The following is a 16,285-nucleotide window of genomic DNA, read 5'->3' as shown; positions in this document are numbered from 1 at the left end:
TAAAGGATGTCGGCGGGCGTAAGACTCAGAGAACGCGGGCAAGCACGGTCGGCATCGTAGGGAGAACACGCGGGGGCGGCTCAATCCCGGCACTGCGATTCGACGCCCGACCCGGAATTTGATTCCGGCGGATCGTCGGCGGCGAGCGCACGGCGGGCCGAGGCCTCGATTTCCTCGACGGTGAGTCCATCGTTCTGGAGGAAGATGTCACCGAACAGGTGAAGCACGGGCCCTTTTTCGTCGTGAATACGGAGAATTCCAGAAGCGTCTGTTTCCCCGACGGTGCGCTCTTTGCCGGCCAGAGACGGCGTCGAGTCGAACAACTCGGAGACCACCTGATAATCTGTCCCGAGCAGTACCTCTGTCGAGAGGAACGTCCGGGATCGAACTTGGAACGAGTCCGGTGCGGTAGGGTGACAGGGGAACACCTGCGTCGGGAGTCTCCTGTCGGTGGCAACCGCCATTCCCGAGTCACCGACGAACCGTGCCGCCGGACCTGTCGAGTCGAGCGCCAACCGAGCCGCGGCGACGACCGGGCACCCCGCGGCAAGCAGTCCAACGAACGACCGGATTCGGTCCGGTGCGATGGTGCTGTCGAACGTCGCCCCTCCGATCCCGCCCCGATCGACCGAGTCGAGGACGGGAGTGACGTCGTCAGTTCCCTCGAAGACGGACACCGCCGGGGCACTGAGGTCCGATCCGGCGGATCCGCTCTGAATTTCGACCGGTCCGTCGGCCGCCTCAACGACGCCGTTCCGCGTCGGGAGCCCGCAGAGAACGAGGTCGAGCGACGGGTCGGACAGCGTTCCGGCGACCGCGTTCCGGTTCGGAGAAACATCCACGGACCAGGAACCGATCCCGTCGGGGACCGCGGGAGTCGTCAGCGAGTGTCGGAGTTTCCGGGCCCGCTCGTCATCGTCGAGCAGGAACGCGACGCGTACCTCCCCTCGGTCAGCTAGCTCTCTGCGTAACCGAGTCTCGTAGGTGGCGGGCGTCAAGACGGACGTTCCCGCCGGTATCGGGTCCGTTTCCGGATTCGGAGCCGGGTCGGGCGGGGAGTCCCAGCCCGGCGTCGCTAGTCCGATGGGCGCGTCCGACCGCGTTGGCTTGGCGGCACCGCGGACGCGAACCGGTGCGAGGACCCGCGCGAGATGCGGGAGCAACTCCGCGGCGGCGGGCGTGGGACGTAGGGTCGCCTCGGTCGGCCACGCGGGGGCGTACGGTGCGACCGTCTCCGCGTCGACTTCCAGATACTCCATCAGCCGCTCGCTCATCGACAGGTCTGCGAGATTGGGCGGGTAAAAGGGGAGGTCCGATCCGACGGCCTCGTACTCGTACCGGTTCGACGGCGTGTACCCCTCGATCCGCGCGAGCGTGTCGAGGAAGAACCACGTCCGCGACAGCTCCTCGACGCGCGCTTCGAGCGCACGACGCTCGGTAGGTAGCCGTTCCTCGTAGCCGTTGTCGAGCCGGATCGCCGGCGCGTCACCGGTCCGCATCCGAGCACCGAGATAGAACGAGAGCGTCGAGAGCCGGTAGACGTCGGCGTACGTCGGGCGGACGATCACCTCGATACCGGTGTCCGGCGCGACGAGGGGGCTCGGGATGTCGAGCGCGTCGCCGCGCTCGATCCGCGGCGGGTACCCGCGGAGGGTCGGCCACGACCGCTCCGGCGAGAACTCCCGGATCGACGACCCGAGCACCGACACCGCCTCCGCGAGGGCGCTCGGGTCGTCGGGGACCGTGATCGTCGCTTCGGGGCGCGTGTGGAAGGACCGAGCGCCGACCGTCACGGTGCGCGGCCGGTCGAACGCGAACTCGATCGGGTCGGAACCGCGCATCCCGCTCATCGCGATCTCGACGTCGTTCACCCGGACGTACGCCTTCGTCGTCCCCGTGATCTCGATATAGTACGACCCCCGCGGGAGTTCCGTCGCCTCGTTGGTACGCCCGACGAACTCGCCCTCGTCGTCGCGGAGGATTATACTGGAGTACTCCGCGACCGACACCGACTCCGCCTCGAAGCTGACCGCCCGGTCGACGGGCAGGGGGAAAAGCGCCGTGAGCGCCGACGAGAGGTCCGGCTCTCGGTCGACCCGGATCCGCATCCGCTTGCCCTCGATCGCGTCGCGAACGGTGAGCGTCGTCCCGTCGACCTCGAACCCGATCCGTCCGTCGGCTGACCAGTCGTTCACTAGATTAGTTTGATTCGCCAACACGTATGAGCGTGTCGGTGAAACGGCGCCGAGCGACACGCTGCCCCGCGTCTAAGACTTCACGTGGGGTAAACGAACGTGTGACAATAATCTTAACAACGCCCCGTCCGGAGGGTGTCGCATGGACGGCGTCGAGTCGACGACGGTCGCACGGGCGCTCCGCGAGGCGTTCCCGGGCCGACCCGTCGACCGGGTGACGGGCGTCGGCCCGTCGTGGAACGGCGCCAACGAGACCGTCGGGGTCGTCTTCGTCGACGGCGGGCGGGCGTTCCTCAAGGTCGCCCTCGCGGACGAGAGCCACCGGCTCGCCCGCGAGTGCGCCGTCCTCCGGTACCTGCGGGCGAACGGACCGCTCCCGGTCCCGGAGGTGCTGGCGGCCGACCCCGACGGCGACCCGGCGTACCTCGCGACCGCGCCGGCGCCCGGGCGAGAGCTGCTGGGCGCCTACGAGGCCGCGAGCGACGACGAACGCGAACGCCTCCTCCGGCGCGTCGGCGGCGCGCTCGCCGCGCTCCACGCCGACCGCTTCGCGGCGCACGGGGAGATCGTCGGCCCGGGGACGGAGACCGGATCGGCCGCTAGCGGGGGCGCGATCGGGGAGAACAACCAGCCGACCGGACTCTCGGTCGAGTTCGCGTCGTGGACGGAGGTGTTGCTCGCGACGATCGAGCGGACGCGCGAGATCGGCACCGCGGAGCGGCTCGCGGGCCACTACGACGCGGTCGTCGACTGCGTCCGCGCGAACCGGGACCTGCTCGACGGCGCGCCGGCCGCGCTGCTCCACGGCGACGTCGCCAAGCCGAACCTCTTCGTGACGAGCGACCCGGACGAGGACGGCTCGCTCGGCGGGTGCGGTCTCGGCGTCTCGCCGATCGACTGGGAGCTGTCCCACGTCGGAGACCCGGCGCGGGACCTGGTGCGCGCGGAGGACCAGCTTCTCAACGGGTTCGACTCGACCGGCCCGGACCGGTTCGCAGCGTCCCTCCGCGAGGGGTACCGCGACCGCGCCGGGGGGCTTCCGGAGGGGTTCGAGCGCCGCCGCCCGGTCTACGAGGTCGTCAGGATCCTCGGCCGCTCCGGGTTCGTCGACCAGTGGGCGACGCACCTCGACGAGCCGCTCGACGACTTAGTCGAGCGCGCGGACGCGGAGCTTCGGGCGCGGCTCGACGCGGTCTGAAGGCGGCGACGAACCGGAAACCGGGCCCTCTCAGCGGTTCCACGCCGCGTCGTCGGGGTCTATCCGGCGGTCGCCCGGGTCGAGCGCGTCGATCTTATCGAGGTCGGCGTCGGGCAGGTCGACGTCGACCGCGCGGAGGTTCTCCCGGAGGTGGTCGCCGCGCGCCTTCGGGATCGGGACGACCCCGCGGTCGAGCGCCCACGCGAGCGCGACGACCGCCGGCGAGAGATCGTTCCGCTCCGCGACCTCGGCGATTTCGGGGTCATCGATGATCTCGCCGCGGCCGAGCGGGGAGTAGCCGACGAGGCGGTGGTCGAACTCGGCGGCGAGGTCGCGAAGCTCCGGCTGCCGGAACCGCGGGTGACACTCGACCTGATGGGCCGCGATCGGCGCGTCAAGGATCTCGCGGGCCTCGCGCAGCAGGTCGGGGGTGAAATTCGAGACGCCGACGTGGTCCGTGACCCCCGCGTCGCGGAGGTCGTCGAACGCGGGCAGCGTCGCCTCGGCGTCGTACGCGCGAATCGGCCAGTGGACGTACAGGAGGTCGACGCGGTCGAGACCGAGTCGGTCCAAGCTCGCGCGCGCCGTCTCGCGGACGTCGTCGGGCGCGAGGTTCTCCGGGTGGACCTTGGTGGCGACGACCACGTCCTCGCGGTCGACGTCGCTCTCCGCGATCCCCGCGCCGACCGCGGCCTCGTTGTCGTACATCTGCGCGGTGTCGACGTGGCGGTAGCCGGCCTCGAGCGCCGCGGCGACGGTGTCGGTACAGGTCTCGGGGTCGTCGAGCCCGGACGTTCCGAGCCCGATCGACAGGTCGAGCGGTGGCACGCCTCCGGGTTCCGAGCGCGAGGTGAAAAAGGCGTGCGAGCCGGCAGGTCGGGAGCCGCGATCTCTCCCGCTACGGTGCGTCTCGGTCTCCCGCGCTCCGGTGCGCCGCGGTCGCCCCGCCACGTCCCGCAGACTTAATCCGTCGCGTCCGTAGGATCGGTCGATGGCGACCGGTCCCGCACTCCCCTCGTCCCCGGAGCCGCTCCCGCTGGGCGCGCTCTCGGACCCGCTCCTCGTCGACCCCGGGCCGCGGCTGCTCCGGGCCGTCGTCGAGGCGTACCGCGAGGCCGCGCCGGCGCTCGTCGACCCGAGCGTCGCGGAACTGGCGGACGGGGAAACTCCCCTCGACCGGTCCTCGGATCTTCCCGCGCTGAAGGTGTTCGCGGGCGAGGCCGCGCTCGACGCCGCGACCGCGGGGTTCCGACCGGCGAGCCGGCTCGCGGCGCTGGCGGACGGCGACGCCGTCGACCTCCGGGTCCTCGACGCCCCCCAGCCGAACTCGGTGCTGGCGGGTTCCGAGACGGGGTTCGCGCTGATCGAGGGTCGGGAGACGACCGAGGACGAGACCCGATGGCACCGCGTGGGCGACGACGCGTCGCTCCGTGGACGGTACGCGTCGGGGTTCGCGGACGCCGAGCCGTACCGGCTCCGAACCCCGAGCCGGCGGCGCGCGTACGAGGGGTTCGCGTCGCGGTGCGACGAGTCGGTCGCCGCCGCGGTGCTCCGCGCGCTCGACGCCGAGGTCGAGTCGGCTTCCCCCGAGTCGTCGGGTCCGGACGCGGAGGAGACTCGGGTCCGCGCCTACGCGGTCGGCGCTCGCGAGGGCGTCCTCGACCGCTCCCTCCGGCGGGCCTGCGAGGACGCCGGACTCGGGAGTCCGTCGACGTTCACGCGGATAAAACGGCTCCTGCGGGAGGCGGACCTGATCGAGACGGTCTCCGAGCCACAGCCGGTGGGACGCCCGCGGGAGCGGCTCGCGGCCCACGGCGCGCTCGCGGCGACTGAGACGCCCGAGGAGACCGCCGCGGCGGTTCGGGGCGTAACTGAGTGACGCCGGGCGTCGCGGCGGTGCGGGACGTGACGGAGGCGAGAGAGGCGCGCGTCCGGCTATCTTACTCGTCTTTCGTCTTGATGTCCGCGGAGAGGCCCTGCGCCATCTCGATCTCCTTCGAGTTGTTGAGGGTCCACGCGGTGCGGTCGGTGACGGCCTCGATCGCCTCGCGGGCGGAGGGGTAGCCGTTGCCGGACTTCTTCACGCCGCCGAAGGGGAGCTGGACCTCAGCGCCGATACACGGGAGGTTCCCGTACGCCAGCCCCAGTTCGGCGCGGTCGCGGTAGTAGTTGATCTGCCGGTAGTCCTCGGAGATGATCGCGCCCGCCAGCCCGTAGTCGACGTCGTTCTGGATCTCGACGGCGCGCTCGATGTCCCCGTCGTACTCGAGGAGCGCGACGTGAGGACCGAACACCTCCTCGTGGGTACACCGCAGGTCCGCGTCCGGGTCCGCCTCGTAGACGAACGGGCCGACCCAGTGGCCGTCCCCGTGGCCGTCCGGAATCTCGTCGGGAGCGAGTTCGGTCCGGTCGACGAGGACGTTCACGCCCTCCTCGCGGGCGAGTTCGTTGTACTCCGTGACCTTCTCTTGGTGCTCCGCCTCGACCAGCGGGCCCATGAACGTGTCCTCGTCGAGCGGGTCCCCGACCGCGACCGACTCCGCGACCTCGACGAACCGCTCTTTGAACTCGTCGTACACGTCGCTGTGGACGATCAGGCGCTCGGAGGAGACGCAGCGCTGCCCGGTCGTCTTAAACGAGGACATCACCGCGGAGTGGACCGCGACGTCGAGGTCGGCCGCCTCGGTGACGACGACCGCGTTCTTCCCGCCCATCTCGCAGGCGGCCCGCCTGCCGGGGACGCCGCCGAGCTTGTCCTGAATGTGGTGACCGACCTCCGCGGAGCCGGTGAAAAGCACCGTCGGGACGTCGTCGTTCTCGACTATCGCGTTGCCGGCGTCGCCAAAGCCCTGTACCATGTTGAACACGCCGTCCGGGATGCCCGCGTCGTCGAACATCTCCGCGACGACCTGCGCGCACCACGGCGTCTGCTCCGCCGGCTTGAACACGACGGTGTTCCCCTCGACCAGCGCGATGGCCATGTGCCAGTACGGGATCGCGACCGGGAAGTTCCACGGCGTGATGCAGCCGGTGACGCCGCGGGGCTTCCGACGCATGTACGCGTCCTTCGACGGGATCTCCGAGGGGACGATGTCGCCCTTCGGGTGGCGGGCGTCGCCCGCGGCCCACTCGACCATGTGCGCGGCCTCGACCACGTCCGCCTTCCCCTCCGATATCTCCTTGCCGCACTCCTTCGAGACGATCTCGCCCAGCTCGTCGGTGCGCTCGCGGAGCTCGTGGTACACGTCCCAGAGGTACTCCGCGCGCTGGATCCGGGAGAGCTCGCGCCACTCCTCGAACGCCGCGTCCGCGGCCTCGACCGCGCGGTCGACATCGTCGGGGGTACCGCGTCGGAACTCCCCGAGCGACTCGCCCGTCGCGGGGTTCTCGCTCTCGAACGTCTCGGACCCGTCGCCGTCGACCCACTCGCCGTCGATGTAGTGCTGGTACGGCTGCGCCATGGACGCAATATTTGCGTGTCCGGGTAAAAAGTCACCTCTCCGTCGGCGCGGTCGCGCGAACGCCGGCGTTCACTCCGCCCGCGACTCCTCGCCGGACCGGAGTTCGCCGGCCCGCTTGTCGAACTCGCCGCGCAGCTCCGCGGCGTCGAACTCGTGGTCGGGACGGATCGCGACGAAGTCGAGGAACCGCTCGCCGGCGAGCAGGTCCTCGGTCGAGTAGCTCGTCAGCGCGGCCTCGACCGCGTCGGCCGCGCCGATCAGCGGCTCCAGCGCCGCGAGCGCGCTCGCAAGGTCGTAGGCGCGCGCCGCCTCGCGGCCGTCGTCGCTCACGCGGGTCGCGTCGATGACGTACAGCTCCCCGTCCGCGACGAGGACGTTCTCGGCGCGGAGGTCGCCGTGCGCCATCCCCGCGTCGTGGACCGTCCGCAGCGTCGCGAACAGCTCGGGCGCGAGCCCCGCGACGGCCGCCCGGTCGAGCTCACCGAGGGTTCGGAACTCCGGGAGGTACTCCAACACGAGGACGCCGAGGCCGTCCACCTCGAACGCCTCGACCGGTGCTGGCGCGTTGACGCCCAGCTCGCGGACGCGTCCGGTCGCCTCCAGCTCGTGGCGCGCCATCTCGTAGGGCGTCTCGTAGCGCTCGAAGAAGCCCTCGGTGCCGGCCGAGAACGCCCCGAGGTTCCGCCCGGTGGTGAACAGCGCGTGGACGAGCGTGTTCTGTCGGGTGATCACCTTCACGAAGAGGTCGTCGTCGACGACCATCGGGGTCGACAGCCAGTTGTCGGCGTCGAGGAACCGCACGCGCACCTCGTCGCGGTCGTACCGGGCCGCCAGCTCGCGGGCGACCCGCTCGACGTCGGGCCAGTCGACGCGGCCGCGGACGAGCTGTCGGAACTCCATACCGGCGGAACGCGGCGGCGCCTCATAAGTCGTCGGCTCGCGGCGGGCCCGTGCCGCGGTCTGTCACGGTCGTTCGCATCGTTTATGTCCGCGGGTCGCAATTCTTGCCCATGGACTTCGAGGTACCCGCAGAACACCGGATGATACGAGACACCGTCCGGGAGTTCTGCGAGGCGGAGATCGCGCCCGTCGCTCAGGATATCGAGGACGAACACCGCTTCCCCGAGGAGGTGTTCGACTCGCTCGCGGAGCTCGACGTGATGGGGATCCCGGTCTCCGAGGAGTACGGCGGGCTGGGCGGCGACCAGCTGATGTACGCCCTAGTCACCGAGGAGCTGGGCCGCGTTTCCGGCGGCATCGGCCTCTCGTACGCCGCGCACACCTCGCTGGGCGCGAAGCCGATCGACCTGTTCGGCACCGACGAACAGAAGGAGGAGTGGCTCCGCCCGCTCGCGGAGGGCGAGGGGCTCGGCGCGTGGGCGCTCACCGAGCCGGGCAGCGGCTCGGACGCCTCCGACATGGACACGACCGCGGAGTACGACGCCGACGCGGGCGAGTACGTGCTGAACGGCACCAAGCAGTTCATCACGAACGCGAACGTCGCCAACTCGGTGCTCGTGAAGGCGGTGACGGACCGAGAGGCCGGCTACGACGGCATATCGACGTTCATCGTCGACCCGGAGAACGACGACGGCTTCGAGGTGACGACCGTCTGGGACAAGATGGGGCTCAACAGCTCGCCCACCTGCGAGATCAGCTTCGACGACGTGCGGATCCCGGAGGACCGGCTGCTGGGCGAGGAGGGCGACGGGTGGACACAGACGATGAAGACGCTCGACGGCGGCCGGATATCCATCGCCGCGCTCTCCGTCGGCCTCGCGCAGGGCGCCTACGAGGCGGCGAAGGAGTACGCGGGCGAGCGCGAGCAGTTCGGCAAGCCGATCGCGAAGTTCGACGCGGTTCGCGACAAGGTCGTTCATATGCACCGCCAGATCGAGCGTGCCCGGCTCCTCACACACCGCGCCGCGTCGCGGTACGACGCCGGCGAGTCGGTCACCCGGGAGTCGGCGCTCGCGAAGCTCGACGCCAGCGAGGCGGCCCGCGAGGTGGCCGAGGAGGCGGTCCAGACGCTCGGCGGCTACGGCTACACCACCGACTTCGCCCCGCAGCGGTTCTACCGCGACGCGAAGCTGATGGAGATAGGCGAGGGGACGAGCGAGATCCAACACGTCGTCATCGGTCGCGAACTGGGGCTGTAAGCGGTCGCAGCCTCGGACTGGGGAGCTGATTTTCGGGCCGCGTCAGTGGAACTCGATCAGGTCGTCGTCGACGCCGCGTAAGCTCTCCGCGAGCCGCGAGTCCGCCGGTACCGCCCGCCGGAACGGCTTCGACCCGAATCGGACCTCGCCGTTGACGGAGACTAACCCGAGCGCGGCCGGGTCGCCGTCGAGTCCCGTCAGGAACGCGACGGTGCGGACCGCGGGCACGTCGCCGGCCCGCCCCTCCGGGTCGACGGAGCCGTACAGCGTCCGGTTCGTCGCGACGTGGTGGACGCAGGTCGGCGTCGGCGCGAAACACAGCAGGTAGCGGGCGCCCGGTTCGGTGCGACCCAGTTTGGGTCGGAGGGCGTGGCGCTCGTCGGCGTGGAAGTACCGCTCCATCCGACGGTACTGCCGGAGGACCTCGTTCGCGCCGGTGGCGCGGCGGACCGCGGCGTCCGACTTGAGTTCGATCACTCGGTCGACCGGCTCGGGCGTCCGCGTCCGGACGAACAGGTCCGCCACGCCCTCTCGCCCGTCGGCGTCGTACGGCTCTTCGAGCCGGATCGCCGGGTCGTCGGCCGTCGCCTCGTAGTGCTCGACGAGCCGGGTCGCCAGCGCGTCTTCGCGCATGCGTCTCCGGAGGGAGCGAAGGGCGATAAACCCGACTCTCGGCGCGCGCGCAGCGGGGCGGATCGGGTGCCAACCGGGAAGGCTCCGGTGCGAATCGGGCGCACGGCGAGACGGGGAGGCGTTCCCACGAGCCGAAAGCCGTCACGGGGTTTGTAAGGCTTCGTCCCCTACCTTCGCTGATGTCTGATAAACTGTCCAGACGGCGGTATCTCGCCGGAACCGGAGCCGCGTTGACCATCGGAACCCTCGCCGGCTGTTCCGGCGGCGGGGACGGCGGCGACGGGTCGGACGGAAGCGATGGCTGACGGCTCTGACGGCTCTGACGGCTCTGACAGCGGGTCCGGAGACGTGCCGGGCGAGATCGACGAGTACCTCTCCGACGCCAACCAGTACGACGGGGCGATCGAGGACCACACCGGCGAAGACCAGGTCACCGTCGAGGTCGGCACCGGCGACGTCGGGTTCGGCTTCTCGCCCGCGGCGATCCGGATCGACTCCAGCACCACCGTCGTCTGGGAGTGGACCGGGAACGGCGGCGCCCACAACGTCGAGTCGGTCGAGGACTCCGAGTCGGACTTCAGCAGCGGCGACTCCGTCGCCGAGGAGGGGACGACCTTCGAGCAGTCGTTCGACAACACGGGGATCCAGCTGTACCAGTGTACGCCCCACCAGGCGAACGGGATGCTCGGCGCGATCGAAGTCGTCGAGGCGTAAGCCGCCTTCGGCGGACCGTTCGGACGCGAACCGGCTTTTTTCGACGACGGTTCGACCGACGAGAGGAACGACCCGAGCTACGAGAGGAACGACCAGCGGACGTCGACGATCCGGTCGCGCTCGCTGGTGACCGTCGGCCGGGCGAGGTGGTCGTTGGCGTTGGCGCCGGCGTCGGCCAGGTGAGCGAGCGCCTCGTCGAGCGTGCGGTCCGAGCGCTTCACGCTGGCGTCGCGCTCGTAGGGGGCGTCGATCGGGTCCGCCCGCGAGTTCGAGATCGCGATCGCGTCGGTGAGGTCGCCGCCGATCGCGTGCGGCGGCTGGTGGAAGTGCCAGTCACCGACGGTGAGGAACAGCCACACGTCGCCGTTGATGGCGTGGTACTCGCCGGTGACCCGGTCCGCGTCGTACGCGACCATCCGCGAGAGGACGGCGGTCTTGAGGCGGTAGAGCGCGTCTTTCCGGGCCGAGCGGACGTTGCTCTCGGTGACGTCGCCGCGCTCGTAGGCGGCGGTGGCCTCGTCGGCGAACTGCTTCGCGACCTTGTTGACGACGTACAGCGATTCGAGCAGGTCGTCCGTCGGTTCGAGCGGAGTCACGTGGGGTCCCGATCGCGTACTGCGACCGGCCGGAGGTCCGGCCGTCGCGCGGATAGGCGTTTCGGGATCCGAAACGTCGTCACAGGCCCGCTCGGCGCCCCCGCGGGACTCGTTCGGGAGCGACACCGGGACCCCCGGATGGTTAATTCTTTAAGCGCAGGGACGAAGTGGGGTGTAAGATGGCGCACGACTCCGTGAAGCTGTATACGGCGATATACGTCGCCCTTCTCGCGGCGGCGACGCTGAACTTCCTCCTCTTCGAGTCGGCCTTCGTCGAGTTCACGTACGCCCAAGCGGTCGGCGGCACGCTGCTGATCGCGACGGTCAAGACGCTGCTCATTGTCGCGTACTTCCAGCACCTCCGCTGGGAGAACCGCTCGCTCACCTACCTGATGGGACTCGCACTCGCGCTCACCATGCTGCTGATGGCGGCCGCGACGTACTCCATCTCGTAACGACTCCGCGTCCGCGCTCCCCTCGAAGCCCTCTCGAAGTACGCTGTCTTCCCGACCCCGTTTTTTTTCGACCCCGTTTCGTCCCGCCCGCGATCCGCGTCCTCGACGGCGGCCGTCCGAGATGTTATTAGTAGGTGGTATCAGTTAGTTATATCACTCCCCGAAACGAGGCTCCGACGAGATGGGATTCAGCGACCGACTCCTCGAGGCCGGATCGGACGTCTGGGACGCACAGAAGGAACACCCGTTCGTCGTCGAACTGGCGGAGGGAAGCCTCGACGAGGCGGCGTTCCGCCACTGGGTGAAACAGGACTACCGGTACCTGCTCGATTACGCGCGGGTCTTCGCGCTCGCGGGCGCGAAGGCGGACGACGAGGAGACGACCCGGCGGCTGACGGCGACCGCCCACGCCACGCTGGACGACGAGATGGACCTCCACCGGTCGCTCGCCGCCGAGTGCGGGCTCTCGCCCGCGGAGTTGGAGGCCGTCGAGAAGGCCCCGACCTGCGCCGCCTACACCGACTTCCTCGTCCGGACGGCCCACGAGGGGTCGATCGCGGAGATAGCCGCCGCCGTCTACCCGTGCGGACAGGGGTACCTCGACGTGGCGGACCACATGGCCGCCCTCGCGACCGAGGACCACCGGTACACGCCGTTCATCGAGAAGTACACGAGCGAGGAGTTCCGCGAGACGGTCGGGTGGATGCGCGACCTCGTCGACCGGTACGGCGAGGCGTCCCCCGGCGAGCGCGACGCGATGCGGGCGGCGTTCCTGCGGAGCGCCCGCCTCGAGAACGCGTTCTGGGAGATGTGTTACACCGAGGAGGCGTGGAGCGTCTGAGGCGACGCGCCGACCGAGGCGGCTCGGTCAGCGGCCGGGTGACGGGGGAGGCCCGCTCAGAACGGGTACTCGCGCGGCTCGTGCTGGATCGAGATCCACTTCGTCTCGGTGATCTCGTCGAGGAAGGCGTCGCTGTTGTAGTGGCCGACGCCGGAGGCGCCGATGCCGCTGAACGGGACGTGCGCCTCGTCGTTGATCGGTTGGTCGTTGATGTGGACGTTGCCGGTCTCCATGCGGTCGGCGATCTCCTTCGCCGTGCCGAGGTCGCCGGAGTGGACCGCGCCGGAGAGACCGTACTCCGTGTCGTTGGCGATCTCGACGGCCTCGTCCACGTCGGAGAACGGGATCACCGGCGCGATCGGACCGAAGTGCTCGTTCGCCGCGGCGGGCATGTCGTTGGTGACGCCCGAGAGGACGGTCGGAGCGACGACGAGCGAGTCGTCGACACCGTCGACGTCCACCGCGTGGCCGCCGGTCTCCAGCGTCGCGCCCGCGTCGACCGTCTCGTCGACGTAGCCGAGCATCTCGTCGCGCTGCGACTCGTCGATGATCGGCCCGACGATCGTCTCGGGGTCGTGGACGCTACCGGTCGGCAGCGACTCGGCGCGGTCGACGAGCCCCGCGACGTACTCGTCGTAGACGTCCTCGTGGACGACGTGGCGGTTGATCGAGATGCACACCTGTCCCTGGTGGACGAACGAGCCGAAGGCGGCGGCGTCGAGCGCGCGGTCGAGGTCGGCGTCCGCGGTGACGACGTGCGCGTTGTTTCCGCCCAGCTCCATCGCCGGGACGGCGAGGTTCTCGCCGGCGAGGCCGGCGACGCGCTTGCCGACGCTCGTCGAGCCGGTGAACGCGACGACGTCGCTCTCGGGGTGGCTCGCGACGCGGTCGCCGATCTCCGAGCCGCGACCGGTGACGACGTTTATCAGGCCGTCCGGGAGGTCGGTCTCCTCGAACAGCTTCGCGAACAGCAGCCCGCCGGTGACCGGGGAGTTCGTCGAGGGTTTGAGCACCACGGCGTTGCCGGCCGCGATGGCGGGCGCGACCGCCCGCATCGAGAGGTTCAGCGGGAAGTTCCACGGCGAGATCACCGTGACGACGCCCTTCGGGCCGACCTGAAGCTGGTTCTCCTTGCCGGGGATGTTCGAGGCGGCGTGCTCGCCCTTCATCCGGCGCGGGAGCGTCGCGGCCTCGCTGGCGTGGTCGCTCGCGATCTGGATCGACGTCTCGCCCATGATGGCCGAGCCGCCGACCTCGTACTCTAACAGCTCGATGATCTTGTCGGCGTGGGCGTCGAGCGCCTCGTGGAACTGCTCGACGACCGCCTGTCGGCGCGCGGGCGGCTGCTCGCCCCACGACTCCTGCGCCTCGGCGGCGGCCTCGTAGGCGGCGTCCACGTCGGCCTCGGTCCCCGAGGCCACCTCCGTCACCGTCTCGCGCGTCGAGGGGTCCTCGACGGCGATGGTCTCGCCGCTCTCGCTGGCCCGCCACTCGCCGTCCACGTAGAGGCGGTCCCAGTCCGCGTCGATCGATAGGTCAGTCATTGCGTTTTACCAAACGGTAGAAAAAGCAAAAAGCGGACAGATAGCGGAGATGCCCGCCGGATCGGTGGAATCGGCCGACCGAGACGCCGCCCCACCGCCCCCGACGCTCCAACAGACTTTACCGGGTGGTAAACGAGGGGTGACGTATGAGTCAGTTCGACCGGTCCGGCGGCGTCGCCTCCGACGGGGAGCGCGCGGACCGCATCGACGGCGCCGACGCCACGGCCGCGACACCGCGGACCGAATCCCGGATCCCGCCCGCCGAGGTGTTCGCCGTCCTCGGCAACGAGACGCGGGTCGCGGTCCTCCACGCGCTGCTCGAACTCGGCGGCGACGAGTCGCCCGTGAGCTTCACCGACCTGTTCGAGCGGGTCGGCGCGACGGACAGCGCGAACTTCAGCTACCACCTCGACCAGCTCACCGACCACTTCGTTCGGCGGCGCGACGAGGGGTACGAGCTCCGCGCCCCCGGGCGGAAGGTCGTCAGCTCCATCTTCACCGGCACCCTGACCGAGCGGGCGCAGCTCGGCTTCTTCCCGGCGGAGGGGTCGTGTCACGCCTGCGGGGGCGACCTCCACGCCTGGTACGTCGACGACACGCTCTCTATCGGCTGCGCCGACTGCGGCGCGATCCAGGTGAGCTACCCGTTCCCCGCGGGCGCGCTCGACGGGCGCTCGACCGACGACCTGCTCGAGGCGTTCCACCACTACGTCCGCCACCACTACTGCCTGGCCGCCGACGGCGTCTGCCCCGAGTGTACCGGGACCGTCGAGACCGACCTCGTCCGGACGCCCGAGGAGGGCGGACGGGAGGTCGCGGTCGAGCACGCCTGTCAGCGCTGTAGCTACGACCTCCGCTCGACCGTCGGCCTCCTCCTGCTCGACGACGCCGACGTGCTCCGGTTCCACGCGGACCGCGGCGTCGACCTGAGTTCGGCGCCGTTCTGGGAGTTCGACTGGTGCGTGAGCGACGCCGCGACGACGGTCGTCTCCGGGGACCCGCTCCGCGTCCGAGTGACCGTCGCCTGTGCGGGCGACGAGATGCGCGTGGCGTCGACGAGAGCGGGACGGTCGTCGAGACCGACGGCCCGGAACTCGACGCGCGGTAACCGCCTGCGCTCGCAGCCCGCGGTCGACGACCGCGGAACGGTGACGACTATTTATAAAGGAACTGCGGTGGCGCGTGCCTGCGAGGCCGCTTCGCGGCCGAGCAGCACGCGCGAGGTCGCCGGCGCTACGCGCCGGCTGCCAGAGGGACCTTCGGTCCCTCGCTGGAGTCAGTCGGCCGGAGCGTAGCGGAGGCCGACTGACGAGGCTGGGGAGGCGTGGGGTGCGGTTGCTGTGCGGGGTGGGACTCAAAGGGGCAGTCGCGAGGCGGGCGCAGGCGTTCACGAGAGCGGAGCTCTCGTGAGCCAATCAGAACGCGAAGCGTTCTGATGACGACGTAAGCACCGCAGGAACGAGCGGAGCGAGTGACGAGGAGCGTGGTTCGAGAGAGCGAAGCTCTCTCGTCATCCCGAAAATCGGAGATTTTCGGGCGACAGCGAGCGTGCGCGCCTCGCGACGCCCGCGCTCGCGACTGGGGCTTTGGCGGTGCTGGCCACCGATCAGCAGTAATCTACGTACAGCCGAGCGACTGGGGTTTTGGCGGTGTTTGCTGCCGGTCTGTGGTTAACTAGATATAAACGGGCGATGAGATATCCGGAGAAACGGCTTCGGAATCGAGAAGACAGAGAGAAAGAGGCCGCCGCGGCTGCCCACAGTCCCGCTCCGTCGCCGGCGGCCGGGCACGAGGAGCGTGGAACCGGCATCTTGGACGCGTGACGCGTCCGATTACCCGATTACTCGAACAGTTCGACGGCCTGCTCGAAGCGGGCGGACGGCTCGTCCCAGTCGACGACTTCGAAGAAGTTGTCGACGAACTCGCCGCGGGCCGGGCCGTAGTCGTGGTAGTAGGAGTGCTCCCAGACGTCGAGCGCGAGGACCGGGTGCCCGCCCCAGACAGCGCCCTGGTCGTGCTTGTCGACCACGACGTTACGGAGCTGGTTCGAGAACGAGTCGTACACGAGCAGGGCCCAGCCGCTCGCCGCGGAGGCCGCCGCTTCGAACTCGCCCTTCCAGGCCTCGTACGAGCCGAAGTCCTTCGCGATGCGGTCCGCGAGGGCGCCTTCCGGCTCGGCGCCGCCCTCGGGCGACATGCTCTGCCAGAACAGGTCGTGGAGGATGTGACCCGAGGAGTTGTGGGTCACGTCGCGGATGGCGCCGCCGGACGAGGAGAAGTCGCCCGCGTCGCGGTTCGCTTCGAGCGTCTCCTCGGCCGAGTTCCAGCCGTTGACGTACCCCTGGTGGTGGGTGTCGTGATGCCATTCGAGCACCTGCTCGGAGATGTGCGGTTCGAGTGCGTCGTAGTCGTACGGCAGCGGATCGAGTTCGTAGCTCATTGTTGCGTTCCGTCGTACTCGCGCCACGGGTAAGAAGATTCTCTGTAGC

13 protein-coding genes and 2 pseudogenes are annotated in these 16,285 nt (G+C 69.7%); 7 read left to right on the top strand and 8 right to left on the bottom strand.

The window, feature by feature from the left end:
• Nucleotides 1-80: 80 nt before the first annotated feature.
• Complete coding sequence (locus tag KI388_RS03630) at nucleotides 81-2,195, bottom strand: hypothetical protein (protein ID WP_215088022.1); 2,115 nt, start codon at nucleotides 2,193-2,195, stop codon at nucleotides 81-83.
• 142 nt (nucleotides 2,196-2,337) lie between these two features.
• On the opposite strand from KI388_RS03630, the gene KI388_RS03625 reads away from it, so the two are divergent.
• Nucleotides 2,338-3,393, top strand: coding sequence for an aminoglycoside phosphotransferase family protein (locus KI388_RS03625; RefSeq protein WP_215088021.1), 1,056 nt, complete (start codon nucleotides 2,338-2,340; stop codon nucleotides 3,391-3,393).
• A gap of 30 nt (nucleotides 3,394-3,423) precedes the next feature.
• Here KI388_RS03625 and KI388_RS03620 read toward each other — a convergent pair whose 3' ends face one another.
• Nucleotides 3,424-4,221, bottom strand: a complete 798-nt coding sequence (locus KI388_RS03620; protein WP_215088020.1) for an aldo/keto reductase — start codon at nucleotides 4,219-4,221, stop codon at nucleotides 3,424-3,426.
• Between the two features lie 163 nt (nucleotides 4,222-4,384).
• Here KI388_RS03620 and KI388_RS03615 point away from each other — a divergent pair, with 163 nt between their 5' ends.
• The gene (locus tag KI388_RS03615) at nucleotides 4,385-5,272 is read left to right on the top strand and encodes a DUF5821 family protein (protein WP_215088019.1); all 888 of its coding nucleotides are present in this window, start codon (nucleotides 4,385-4,387) and stop codon (nucleotides 5,270-5,272) included.
• A gap of 61 nt (nucleotides 5,273-5,333) precedes the next feature.
• Here KI388_RS03615 and KI388_RS03610 read toward each other — a convergent pair whose 3' ends face one another.
• Both KI388_RS03610 and KI388_RS03605 read right to left on the bottom strand, forming a co-directional pair.
• The gene (locus tag KI388_RS03610) at nucleotides 5,334-6,854 is read right to left on the bottom strand and encodes an aldehyde dehydrogenase family protein (RefSeq protein WP_215088018.1); all 1,521 of its coding nucleotides are present in this window, start codon (nucleotides 6,852-6,854) and stop codon (nucleotides 5,334-5,336) included.
• A 69-nt stretch (nucleotides 6,855-6,923) separates the two neighbouring features.
• On the bottom strand, nucleotides 6,924-7,754 hold the full coding sequence (locus tag KI388_RS03605; RefSeq protein WP_215088017.1) for an RIO1 family regulatory kinase/ATPase: 831 nt from the start codon (nucleotides 7,752-7,754) through the stop codon (nucleotides 6,924-6,926).
• Nucleotides 7,755-7,864: 110 nt separating this feature from the next.
• On the opposite strand from KI388_RS03605, the gene KI388_RS03600 reads away from it, so the two are divergent.
• Nucleotides 7,865-9,013 (top strand): acyl-CoA dehydrogenase family protein, encoded by a 1,149-nt coding sequence (locus KI388_RS03600; protein ID WP_215088016.1) that lies wholly within the window; start codon nucleotides 7,865-7,867, stop codon nucleotides 9,011-9,013.
• Between the two features lie 42 nt (nucleotides 9,014-9,055).
• Here the strand turns inward: KI388_RS03600 and KI388_RS03595 are convergent, their stop codons facing one another.
• Nucleotides 9,056-9,646 carry a hypothetical protein gene (locus KI388_RS03595; protein ID WP_215088015.1) on the bottom strand — a complete coding sequence of 197 codons (591 nt, stop codon included), beginning with the start codon at nucleotides 9,644-9,646 and terminating at the stop codon, nucleotides 9,056-9,058.
• A gap of 179 nt (nucleotides 9,647-9,825) precedes the next feature.
• Between KI388_RS03595 and KI388_RS03590 the strand changes: the two are divergent.
• Nucleotides 9,826-10,360, top strand: a pseudogene (locus KI388_RS03590) (halocyanin domain-containing protein).
• A gap of 77 nt (nucleotides 10,361-10,437) precedes the next feature.
• Here KI388_RS03590 and KI388_RS03585 read toward each other — a convergent pair.
• Nucleotides 10,438-10,956 carry a hypothetical protein gene (locus KI388_RS03585; RefSeq protein WP_215088014.1) on the bottom strand — a complete coding sequence of 173 codons (519 nt, stop codon included), beginning with the start codon at nucleotides 10,954-10,956 and terminating at the stop codon, nucleotides 10,438-10,440.
• Nucleotides 10,957-11,135: 179 nt separating this feature from the next.
• Here KI388_RS03585 and KI388_RS03580 point away from each other — a divergent pair, with 179 nt between their 5' ends.
• Entirely contained in the window at nucleotides 11,136-11,411 is a 276-nt protein-coding gene (locus tag KI388_RS03580) for a cytochrome C oxidase subunit IV family protein (RefSeq protein WP_215088013.1), read from the top strand.
• 181 nt (nucleotides 11,412-11,592) lie between these two features.
• Complete coding sequence (gene tenA / locus KI388_RS03575; protein WP_215088012.1) at nucleotides 11,593-12,252, top strand: thiaminase II; 660 nt, start codon at nucleotides 11,593-11,595, stop codon at nucleotides 12,250-12,252.
• 56 nt (nucleotides 12,253-12,308) lie between these two features.
• Here tenA and KI388_RS03570 read toward each other — a convergent pair whose 3' ends face one another.
• Nucleotides 12,309-13,796 carry an aldehyde dehydrogenase family protein gene (locus KI388_RS03570; protein ID WP_215088011.1) on the bottom strand — a complete coding sequence of 496 codons (1,488 nt, stop codon included), beginning with the start codon at nucleotides 13,794-13,796 and terminating at the stop codon, nucleotides 12,309-12,311.
• 146 nt (nucleotides 13,797-13,942) lie between these two features.
• Between KI388_RS03570 and KI388_RS03565 the strand changes: the two are divergent.
• Nucleotides 13,943-14,904 (top strand): annotated as a pseudogene (locus KI388_RS03565) (ArsR family transcriptional regulator).
• A gap of 732 nt (nucleotides 14,905-15,636) precedes the next feature.
• Here the strand turns inward: KI388_RS03565 and sod are convergent.
• The gene (gene sod / locus KI388_RS03560) at nucleotides 15,637-16,236 is read right to left on the bottom strand and encodes a superoxide dismutase (RefSeq protein ID WP_215088010.1); all 600 of its coding nucleotides are present in this window, start codon (nucleotides 16,234-16,236) and stop codon (nucleotides 15,637-15,639) included.
• Nucleotides 16,237-16,285 lie beyond the last annotated feature (49 nt).

This window comes from Halorubrum sp. 2020YC2, from assembly GCF_018623055.1.
GTDB lineage: Archaea > Halobacteriota > Halobacteria > Halobacteriales > Haloferacaceae > Halorubrum.
Note: the sequence above shows the minus strand (reverse complement) of the source record. Positions and strands in the feature narration are given on the sequence as shown.

Excerpts from the sequence above, each read along its gene's own strand:
- sod (WP_215088010.1), bottom strand. The coding sequence starts at position 16,236 with ATGAGCTACGAACTCGATCCGCTGCCGTACGACTACGACGCACTCGAA.
- KI388_RS03595 (WP_215088015.1), bottom strand. The coding sequence starts at position 9,646 with ATGCGCGAAGACGCGCTGGCGACCCGGCTCGTCGAGCACTACGAGGCG.
- KI388_RS03610 (WP_215088018.1), bottom strand. The coding sequence starts at position 6,854 with ATGGCGCAGCCGTACCAGCACTACATCGACGGCGAGTGGGTCGACGGC.
- KI388_RS03605 (WP_215088017.1), bottom strand. The coding sequence starts at position 7,754 with ATGGAGTTCCGACAGCTCGTCCGCGGCCGCGTCGACTGGCCCGACGTC.
- KI388_RS03615 (WP_215088019.1), top strand. The coding sequence starts at position 4,385 with ATGGCGACCGGTCCCGCACTCCCCTCGTCCCCGGAGCCGCTCCCGCTG.
- tenA (WP_215088012.1), top strand. The coding sequence starts at position 11,593 with ATGGGATTCAGCGACCGACTCCTCGAGGCCGGATCGGACGTCTGGGAC.
- KI388_RS03580 (WP_215088013.1), top strand. The coding sequence starts at position 11,136 with ATGGCGCACGACTCCGTGAAGCTGTATACGGCGATATACGTCGCCCTT.
- KI388_RS03570 (WP_215088011.1), bottom strand. The coding sequence starts at position 13,796 with ATGACTGACCTATCGATCGACGCGGACTGGGACCGCCTCTACGTGGAC.
- KI388_RS03600 (WP_215088016.1), top strand. The coding sequence starts at position 7,865 with ATGGACTTCGAGGTACCCGCAGAACACCGGATGATACGAGACACCGTC.
- KI388_RS03625 (WP_215088021.1), top strand. The coding sequence starts at position 2,338 with ATGGACGGCGTCGAGTCGACGACGGTCGCACGGGCGCTCCGCGAGGCG.